Raw genomic sequence first — 8982 nt, forward strand, 5'->3', positions numbered from 1 at the left:
ACTACCCAACGCATCTGGAGCCCTACGATGCCCAAGCTCAACGCCACCCGGAACCGTCAGCAGGAACGTCGCGATCGTCGCCAGGATCGCATCCTCGCTCGCCAGGCCGCGGAGCGCGACTTCTCCATGCCCGTCCGTCCCCGCAAGCGCACCGTGACGCACGTCGCCCCGATGACCGAGGCGCAGGAGGTCTACGACGAGAACATCCGCGACGAGAGCATCGTCTTCGGCATCGGCCCTGCCGGCACCGGCAAGACCTGGTTCGCCGCGATGCGCGCCGCCCAGGCGCTCGAGGCCGGCGAGATCGACAAGATCATCGTCACCCGCCCGAACGTCGAGGCCGCGGAGGACAAGCTCGGCTTCCTGCCCGGCGAGCTGGACGAGAAATATGAGCCCTACTTCCGGCCCGTGAAGGACGCCTTCGTTGAGTTCTTCGGCGAGTCCCAGGTCGAGGGCATGATCAAGAGCGGCGCGATCGAGGCCCGCCCGCTGGCGTTCCTGCGCGGCGCGACCCTCAAGAACTGCTGGGTGATCGCGGACGAGATGCAGAACGCGACCCGCAACCAGATGAAGCTCCTCCTGTCGCGCATCGGCGAGAACGCCAAGTTCATCGTCAACGGCGATCCCAACCAGCTCGACATCCCGAAGGAGTCCACGGGCCTCGTCGACGCCATGGAGCGTCTCGACGGCATCAAGGGCGTCGCGGCCGTCATGTTCGGCTACGAGGACATCGTCCGGTCGGGCCTCTGCCAGGCCATCGTGCAAGCTTACGAAAACCCTTCTGACGATCGCTATATCTACAGCGAGAACGACAACGCCGGTGTGCGAAGGTTTTTGAAAGCATCATGATCGCAGTGCAGGAACGAAACGCGATGTCGGGCCTCGAGTCCGACATCCTGGCGACCAAGCATATCCGCAAGGAGTTCATCGCGATGGAGGGGAGCCTCTTCACGCGCAAGTGGTTCTCCTACCGCCAGCTCGTTCCTGCCGAAGCGACCATGGAATACGTCGCCGCGTATTTCCGCCAGTTCCGCATCACCTTCGCCCGCAACATCGACAAGCGCACCTCGACGTTCATCAAGCCCAAGTTCCTCAAGGAGGGCTACGAGAGCGTCGAGGAGTTCGCGGAAGCGTTCGAGGATCCGAGCGCCAAGAAGAAGCTCGTGTCCTGCTGGCGCGGCCGTCAGGTCGCCGACGCGCTCGGAATGCCCTACGACGTCTACATCGACCTCGTGATGGGCTTCCGCCTTCGCTACTGGACGCACAGCTACTTGCCCCAGCCGCAGCACCTCTTCGGGCCGGAGGACGTCGAGAAGACGGCCGAGCGCTGGGAGGAGATGCAGAAGGGGCGCATCTACGTCTGCGACGAGCCCGCCTATCACAACGAGAACTACGTCGGCGCCGCCTACCAGAACGACCATCACGAATGGCTCTTCAAGCAGGCGTTCATGCGACAGAACCCCGTCGCCTACCTGACCGACTTCGTGGGCCAGAACCTCATTCCGATGGAGAAGGTCGCAGCGCGTCTATCCGCGCGGGATCGACAAGCCCTCAACGACAACGTGTCGATACCCAACGCTTAGTCGCGTATATCTGCAAGCGAGAAGAGCGCGCTTTGACGCGCATTTTTTAGCGCTTCGTGGATAAGTAAACGCTTATTTTCGTAGAAGGAACGGACGCTCGATGTCAGCCGCAGCCGCAGCCCAGGTCGAACCCGAAGAAGACGAGACCGAAGGCGGACCCGCGTTCGAGTTTGACGACGCCTTCCAGCGCAAGGTGCTGGCGCTCCTGATGCGCGAGCCGAACTTCGCGTTGAAGGCCCGCGATCTCATCAAGCCCGGCTACTTCACCGAGGCCGCGAACTCGGTGCTCGCGCAGATCAGCCTCACCTACATCGAGCAGTATCGCGGCGCGCCCGGCGTCTCGCTCTTCCCGGCGCTCCTCAAGGATGCGATCGCCAAGAAGAAGATCCGCTCGGACATGATCGACGAGGTCAAGGACGCCTTCCGCGCGATCCTCAAGACCGATCTCTCCGGCCCGGACTACGTGCTCGACAAGGTGATCGAGTTCGCCAAGCATCAGGCGATCCAGAACGCGATGGTCGATGCGATCGGCGCGCTCGGCAAGCACGACTTCTCCACGATCGAGAAGCTCCTCTCGAGCGCCTTCCGTGTCGGTGCGATCGTCGACCGCGGCGAATACGACTTCTGGGAGGAGAGCGCCAACCGCACGCAGATCCGCGAGGACTTCAACGCCGGCAAGATCGTCGCCAACGGCATCACGACCGGGCTTCCCTCGCTCGACGCCTACCTGCACCACAACGGATGGGGCCGCAAAGAGCTCTCCCTCATCATGGGCGCCGCGAAGGAAGGCAAGTCCGCCCTCCTGATCCAGTTCGGCATGGCCGCGTCGCTCGCCGGCTACAACGTCATCCACTTCACGCTCGAGAACTCCGCGCAGATCACGGCCGACCGTATCGACGCGAACGTCACCGAGACGGCGATCCGCAAGCTCAAGGACGATCCGCAGACCGTCCAGGCTAAGCTCGACAAGGCGCGCGCCAAGGCCGGGCACTTCAAGATCCGCGAATACGCGACCGGCACGCTGCGCCCGTCGGAAATCCGGCGCGTCCTCGAGGACTACCGCCAGGACGGCATCATCTTCGACATGATCGTCGTCGACTACGCCGACATCATGATGCCGGAGCGCTGGACCGACTCCAACGTCGACAACTCCAAATCGATCTACGTGGACCTGCGCTCGATCTCCTTCGACTACGACGCGGCCGTGCTCACCGCGACGCAGACCAACCGTGACGGCGCCAAGGCGCACACGGCCAAGGCCACCGACGTCGCCGAGGACTTCAACCGCATCCGCATCGCCGACATCGTGCTCGGGATCAACACGACGGAGCAGGAACGCATCGACGGCAAGGCGCGCCTGCACTTCGTCGCGGCCCGAAACTCCGAGGACGGCTTCTCGCTCGAGGTCAACCAGGAGCGCGACAAGATGAAATTCATCTCCAAGGTGATCGGGAGGGCCTGAATGGACATCGCCGAGATCAAGAAGGAGCTGGAGCTCGACTACTTCCTCGAGCGCGAGAGCATTCCGTTCAAGCGCTCGCGCGGGCGCTCCGGGATGCAGCTCAACGTCCAGCGCTGCCCGGCCTGCGACGACGATCGCTACCGGGTCTACCTCAACGAGGATACCGGGGTCGGCAACTGCTTCGTCTGCAACGAGCCCTTCAACAAGCTGACCTTCATCGCCCACGCTCTCGATCTCGGCGACAACTGGCGCGACATCATCGCGACCTGCAAGGAGATCCTGACCGAACAGGGCTGGCGCCCGCCGCGCACCGTCACGGCCGCGGTCGAGGTGCCCGTCAACGTCAAGCTGCCGCTCTCGCTCCAGCTCCCGACCAAGGACGATCAGAACCTCGCCTACCTCGAGAACCGCGGCATCAACGGCGACATCGCCGGCTACTTCCACCTGCGCTACTGCCAGGCGGGCTGGTGGAATTTCACCAAGGAGGACGGCACCACCGGCGGGCAGGATTTCGGCGAGCGCGTCATCATCCCGGTCTTCGATCTCGACGGCGAGCTCGTGACGTTCCAGGGCCGCGACATCACCGGCACCAAGAACGAGCAGAAATACCTCTTCCCAAAGATGCTGCCGGGCACCGGGCGCTATCTCCTGAACGGTCAGAACGTCCAGCTCACCAGCCGCGTCGCGATGGGGGAGGGGGCTTTCGACATCATGGCGATGAAGATCGCCTTCGACGAGGCCGTCGACCTGCGCGACGTCGTGTCGGTCGCATCCTTCGGCAAGCACCTCTCCTACGGCGCGGTGGACGGCAACGACCAGCTCGGCTGCTTCCTCAAGCTGAAGGCTCGAGGCGTGCGCGAGGTGACAATCATGTGGGACGGCTCCACGGACGCCCTCAACTCCGGGCTCGACGCTGCGCGGCTTCTGGTCGGCATCGGCCTCAAGGTCCGGATCGCGCTTCTGCCCAAGGGCCGCGACCCGAACGAAGTCCCGGCCGACGTCGTGCGCGAGTGCTTCTACAAGGCCCAGGTCTACACGCCGAGCCTCGACGTCCGGCTGCGACTGCGTTCGCCTTACGCCTGATCTATCCAGTAAGCGCTTACTGAAAACCGATGTGCGCGCTGCTATAAAGAACTCACACAACGAGACACGCGAGGACGCATGAAACAGCTACGTTTCGAGCGGATCACTCTCGACCACAAGAGCGGGACGAAGGACTACCACGTCTATTCGATCTGCTGTGCCGAGACGAAACGCTCCATCCTGATCAAGCGCTGGGGCAAGGTCGGCGCCTTCGGGCAGATCGATGTCCAGACCTTCGACACCAACGAGGGTGCGGTCAACGAGTTCTGGAAGGTCGTGCGCTCCAAGACGACGCCCCGCAAGGGCTACGAGGAGGGCGCCAAGAAGGACGATCTCGGCGACGCCGACATGGTCAAGACCTTCCTCGGGATCGGCGTCTTCACGTCGATCGGCGCCGACGCGCTCGATCACCTCAAGGCCGGCATCGACACGACCGGGTGCAAGCGCGGCGCCAAGCCCGCGAACCGTGACGACGACGGCAACTGGATCGGCGACCCGCCGCCCAAGCTCGTCGAGGTCGACGAAGCTGCGATCGAGCGCGAGCGCATCAGCCGCGAGACGGCCGCGAACGCCGAAAACCCCAACTTCGGGATCTTCTGACCATGAAGCCGATCGACTCCTTCAAGACGCTTTCCGACCAGAACCAGTTCACGTTCACCTGTCCGATCTTCGACGCCACGACGCGCATGGTCTCCTGCATGAACCTGCGCGAGCTCGTCTGGTCCGGACGCCGCCCGGAGAAGCGCCAGGGGTGCCAGGCCGCGCTGTGCGCCGGCAAGTGCCCGATCAACAACATCATCAAGCGCCTGGGCGTCGGCGACTACGGCGATCCCTACGGCTCGTTCGAGCCCAAGCACGGATCGCTGCGCCGCGAGGATCTTCAGCGCATCCGGCCCGTCATCTGCGACGAGCGGGACATGAAGAAATACGAGGTCTCGGCGCGCGAGCGGGAGCTCATCGCCACGGCCAACGACCGCATCGACGCGGCCATGAAGTCGGCCCCGCGCACCAAGGGCGCGATCCACATCGAACACGACGAGATGCCCGCGCCTCGTCGCAAGCCTTCCGCGCCGAAGGCCGCAGCACCAGCCAAGGCTGGGCCGGTCGCCGGCAACGATCTCACCACCGCCATCAACAACGCAGTCAAGGAAGCCGCATAATGGGCCATATCGCACCCTCCCTCGAGTCGTTCCTCAGCCAGGCGCTCGGCCTCGATCCCGCCGAGGTCCAGATTCGCGAGGTCCATGTCCGTCCGGGCGAGGGCATCCAGGACGCCGTCGATCGTTCGATCGAGGAGTTCCGGATCGAGCAGAAGCACGACGCGCAGATTGCCGAGAACCAGATCCCGTCGACCCCTGCGGTCGATCCCGCGATCGAGGCGCAGCTCCGCGAGGACATGCTCGACGACCTCTACGAGCAGGCGTGCGCAGAGCGCACCGCGGAGCGTCAGCGTCTCAATCTGAACGAGCCGCCCGAGGAAGATTTCTCGCGCGCCGGCATCGCCCGCACCTGGCTCAAGCAGCGCGGCGCCATGCGCAAGATCGAGCGCTTCGAGCACCGCGCCAAGGTCGGTCTCGAGCGCGAGGCGAAGGCCAAGCGTGACCGTCTCGCCGCCTCGCTCGCCGAGTTCGCGCCCTTCCGCGGCGTGCCCGCGGCCGAGGTCGAGCGCATCGCCGACATCATCCTTTCGGTAAAGTAAGAGGTTACGGATCTTGTTCAGCAATCTCGAACAGGTGGTCGACGAGCTCGACCGCATCGCTGCCGAAAGCGGCCGCAACGAAAAGGAGCGCCTCCTCAAGGCGGCGCTCCAGGACGAGCTCTTCCGCAAGGTCGTCGTCTACGCCTACGACCCGTTCATCACCTTCGGCATCACGCCGCCCGAGAGCGGTGACGTGCGCTTCGGCAAGGGCGATGGTGACATGCGCCGGGTCGAGCCGATGCTGCTCAACCTGTCGTCGCGCAAGCTCACCGGCTCGGAAGCGGCCACCGAGGTCGAGAAGGTGTTCGGCACGCTCTCCTATCGCGCTGGCGAGGCTCTCCGGCGCATCATGAAGAAGGATCTGCGCGCCGGCATCAACACGTCCACGATCAACAAGGCGCGCGAGGGCACGATCCCGGTTTTCGCGATCATGCGGGCGCACGTCTTCGAGGAGAAGCGGATCAAGAGCTGGCCGGTCGCGGTCGAGCCCAAGGTGGACGGCTTCCGCGGCGTCCACATGGCGAAGGGGCAGAAGCCGCAGTTCTACACCCGCTCGGGCCAGGAGATGACGTCGGCGAACGACCTCGCCGCGGAGATCTATGCCGCGCTCCCGAAGACGAGCTATGACCGTGACGCCATCGCGATCGACGGCGAGGTGAAGTCCGGATCATTCAACCAGACGAGCGGCGACCTGCGTCGCAAGTCGGTCCAGGCTGACGAGGCGATCTTCTACGTGTTCGACGTTTTCCCGTCGGCCGTGTTCGAGGGCGAGAAGCCCGCGAGCTATCAGGTGCGGCGCCAGAACGTCGAGAAGCTCGTCAAGGAACTCCATGCCGCAGGCGTCACGCGCGTCCAGCAGCTCCCGCGCTACTTCGCCAACTCGCACGAGGAGATTTACAACCTCTTCGACAAGTTCGTCGCCCAAGGCCACGAGGGCGCGATGGTGAAGATCCAGAGCGGCACCTACAAGCGCTCGAAGTCGCACGACTGGCTGAAGGTGAAGCCGAGCGACACGGAAGACCTGCCGATCGTCGGCTTCTTCAACGGCGAGCCCGGCACCAAGAACGCCGACGGCTTCGGTGGCTTCATCCTCGATCGCGACGGCGTCCATGTGCGCGTCGGCGGCGGGTTCTCGGACGAGCTGCGCAAGGAGCTCTTCGACGACTGGTGCGAGGACGCCAAGCGGCTCGGCATCGACCCGATGGTCGGCTTCAAGCCCGGCTTCACGGTCGATCCCTCGATCTCGACGGTCGGGTTCAAGCTGCTCGGCCGTCTCTCCGAGGTCGAGTTCCACGAGGTCACACCCGACGGCTCGCTGCGCCATCCGCGTCATCTGCGGTTCCGCGACGACAAGGCGGACGAGCAGAGCGTGCCGCTGGCCGCATAGCTTTCCGGAAATCCAGAAATCCAGACGGGCGGGCTCACGGGCTCGCCCGTTTTCGCGTGCGCAGCCGTTCGACCTCGAGCGGAAGCTTGATGCGTCCTTCGGCGATCATGCGGATATAGGCGCGCAGGTAGCCTCCAGGATTTCGAATGCGCCCGGCGCCCGATCGCTGGTCATCCTCCGCGGCCTGGACGACCAGGAACACCGCGACGGCCGTCCTCCACGGCCCGATCGCCGCGACACCCTCCGTCCAGACGCTCGCGTTCGCCCCAATCACCCCGCGCAGCTTCGCCGCGGCTGCGATCGCCTCACTCCGGTTGGTCACGGGCTCTATCAGGAAGGCGTTCGCGTCGGGCGCGGCCGTCAGGAGGTCCGAGACGGAAACGTCCGCACCAGGCTTCTCCTCGAAGCCCTTGTTACAAGAATGCTGGTTTCCATCGTTGTTTGTCTCAATGAGGCGGCAAGGATTGCCGGCATTGCCCGTCTCATAGAAGGCACGAAGGACGTCTTCCTTGAGGGTCATCCACAGGTCGCGCACGTCGGCAGGCACCAGCCCACGCTTCGGAGTGACCGCTTCGGCGTCTCGAAATCTGGAAATCGCGAAATCTAGGCGACGAGGATCGCTCTCCAGCGCTTCCAGCACTGTCCGGCGTGCGATTGTGACCTCCTCACGCAAACGCTTGTCAGCGGCCTTCTGTGCGCGTTTGCGCTCGATCAGGAGCTTGAAGTCCTCGAGCCGTTGCACGAGCGGGGCGAGATCGAAGCCAAAGGCATCGATGATCTGGCCCGAGCTCGAGCGGATCGCGAAGCGCTTCCCGTTGGCCGAGTCCTTCGAGGCGATGAGCTTGGCCTGGATGAGGTCGCGCAGCGCATAGCGGATCGAGCGCTCGGACAGACCCGTCCGCTCGCCGAGCACCTCGTTGGACGGCCAAACCAGCGCGCGGCCGGCGATGACCTCTCGAAAGAACCCGCAGAGCTGCTGGAGCACGGCGCGAGCGGCCGGTCGCAGGTCCAGGGCGAACGACGCATCCCGCGCCGCTCGATAGATCTCCTCCTTGGTGATCGCCAGGTTGAACGCGATCATCTCGGGCGCTGGCGCGAGGGCGCGCCATCCCGTTCTCTGTCCCATCGGATCCTTTCCGTGGGCGCAAAGGCTCTCAATCGCGCCTAGGAGGCGCGTTGACACGTCTGATTCGCCATGTCAGAAGAGATCAACCGGCCGCGAAACTGGTGATTCTTCCTGAAAGGCCCTTGGAGTTTCCAGCTCCGGGGCCTTTTGCCTTTGGGCCTACATTTCTTCGCTCTCGTTTACGGTTGATTCTGATTCTGGTGCGAAGCGCGCACCAAATCGCACCCCGCACGATTCCAGTTTCAGAGTCAAAGATTCGGGGCTTGCCGGGGGAGAGAATCAGTGCCATGTTGCAGACATCCACCAAAAATCAGCGCTGGGCCGCCCCTTCAACCAGGGGAAACCGGATTTGTGGCATAATTCGTATTATGGAACATAAGTCGAGGCTTACGCCTGCCGAGCGCTGGAGGTGAAATCCCAGGCCCGGCTTAGCATTGCGCCCATCATAGATTCGCCAACCTGCTTGTCCAGCGGTGTCATCCAGACTGACGCACAGGCTCATAAACCTGTCGCCAACCTGTCATGGACGCAAAAATGTCAAGGAAACTGGCGAAAAACCTCGTTCACAGCCCCTATACACCTTGTTGACCCGCTTGACTGCGACGCCAATTCGTCGTCAGTAAGCGCTTATCGAATTCCGAT

At 63.7% G+C, this 8982-nt stretch carries 9 protein-coding genes; 8 read left to right on the forward strand and 1 reads right to left on the reverse strand.

Going from position 1 to position 8982, the window contains the following annotated elements; genetic code table 11:
* Positions 1-27 precede the first annotated feature (27 nt).
* From AUL32_RS23085 to AUL32_RS23120, 8 genes are all read left to right on the forward strand, one after another.
* The gene (locus AUL32_RS23085) at positions 28-849 is read left to right on the forward strand and encodes a PhoH family protein (RefSeq protein ID WP_062120584.1); all 822 of its coding nucleotides are present in this window, start codon (positions 28-30) and stop codon (positions 847-849) included.
* Between the two features lie 23 nt (positions 850-872).
* Positions 873-1583, forward strand: coding sequence for a hypothetical protein (locus AUL32_RS23090; RefSeq protein ID WP_156421591.1), 711 nt, complete (start codon positions 873-875; stop codon positions 1581-1583).
* 100 nt (positions 1584-1683) lie between these two features.
* Complete coding sequence (locus tag AUL32_RS23095) at positions 1684-3045, forward strand: DnaB-like helicase C-terminal domain-containing protein (protein WP_062120590.1); 1362 nt, start codon at positions 1684-1686, stop codon at positions 3043-3045.
* On the forward strand, positions 3046-4128 hold the full coding sequence (locus AUL32_RS23100; protein ID WP_062120593.1) for a hypothetical protein: 1083 nt from the start codon (positions 3046-3048) through the stop codon (positions 4126-4128). It abuts the gene before it with no gap.
* 78 nt (positions 4129-4206) lie between these two features.
* A complete protein-coding gene (locus tag AUL32_RS23105; RefSeq protein WP_062120595.1) occupies positions 4207-4728 on the forward strand; it encodes a WGR domain-containing protein in 522 nt (173 codons plus the stop codon).
* A gap of 2 nt (positions 4729-4730) precedes the next feature.
* Positions 4731-5288, forward strand: a complete 558-nt coding sequence (locus tag AUL32_RS23110; protein WP_062120598.1) for a hypothetical protein — start codon at positions 4731-4733, stop codon at positions 5286-5288.
* Positions 5288-5827 (forward strand): hypothetical protein, encoded by a 540-nt coding sequence (locus tag AUL32_RS23115; RefSeq protein WP_062120600.1) that lies wholly within the window; start codon positions 5288-5290, stop codon positions 5825-5827. The genes AUL32_RS23110 and AUL32_RS23115 overlap by 1 nt, the downstream gene beginning before the upstream one ends.
* A 13-nt stretch (positions 5828-5840) precedes the next feature.
* The gene (locus AUL32_RS23120) at positions 5841-7214 is read left to right on the forward strand and encodes an ATP-dependent DNA ligase (RefSeq protein WP_062120603.1); all 1374 of its coding nucleotides are present in this window, start codon (positions 5841-5843) and stop codon (positions 7212-7214) included.
* A 34-nt stretch (positions 7215-7248) separates the two neighbouring features.
* Here the strand turns inward: AUL32_RS23120 and repC are convergent, their stop codons facing one another.
* Positions 7249-8340: a replication initiation protein RepC gene (gene repC / locus AUL32_RS23125; RefSeq protein ID WP_062120606.1), complete on the reverse strand. Its 1092-nt coding sequence runs from the start codon at positions 8338-8340 to the stop codon at positions 7249-7251.
* Positions 8341-8982: the final 642 nt, after the last annotated feature.

This window comes from Aureimonas sp. AU40, assembly GCF_001463785.1.
GTDB lineage: Bacteria > Pseudomonadota > Alphaproteobacteria > Rhizobiales > Rhizobiaceae > Aureimonas.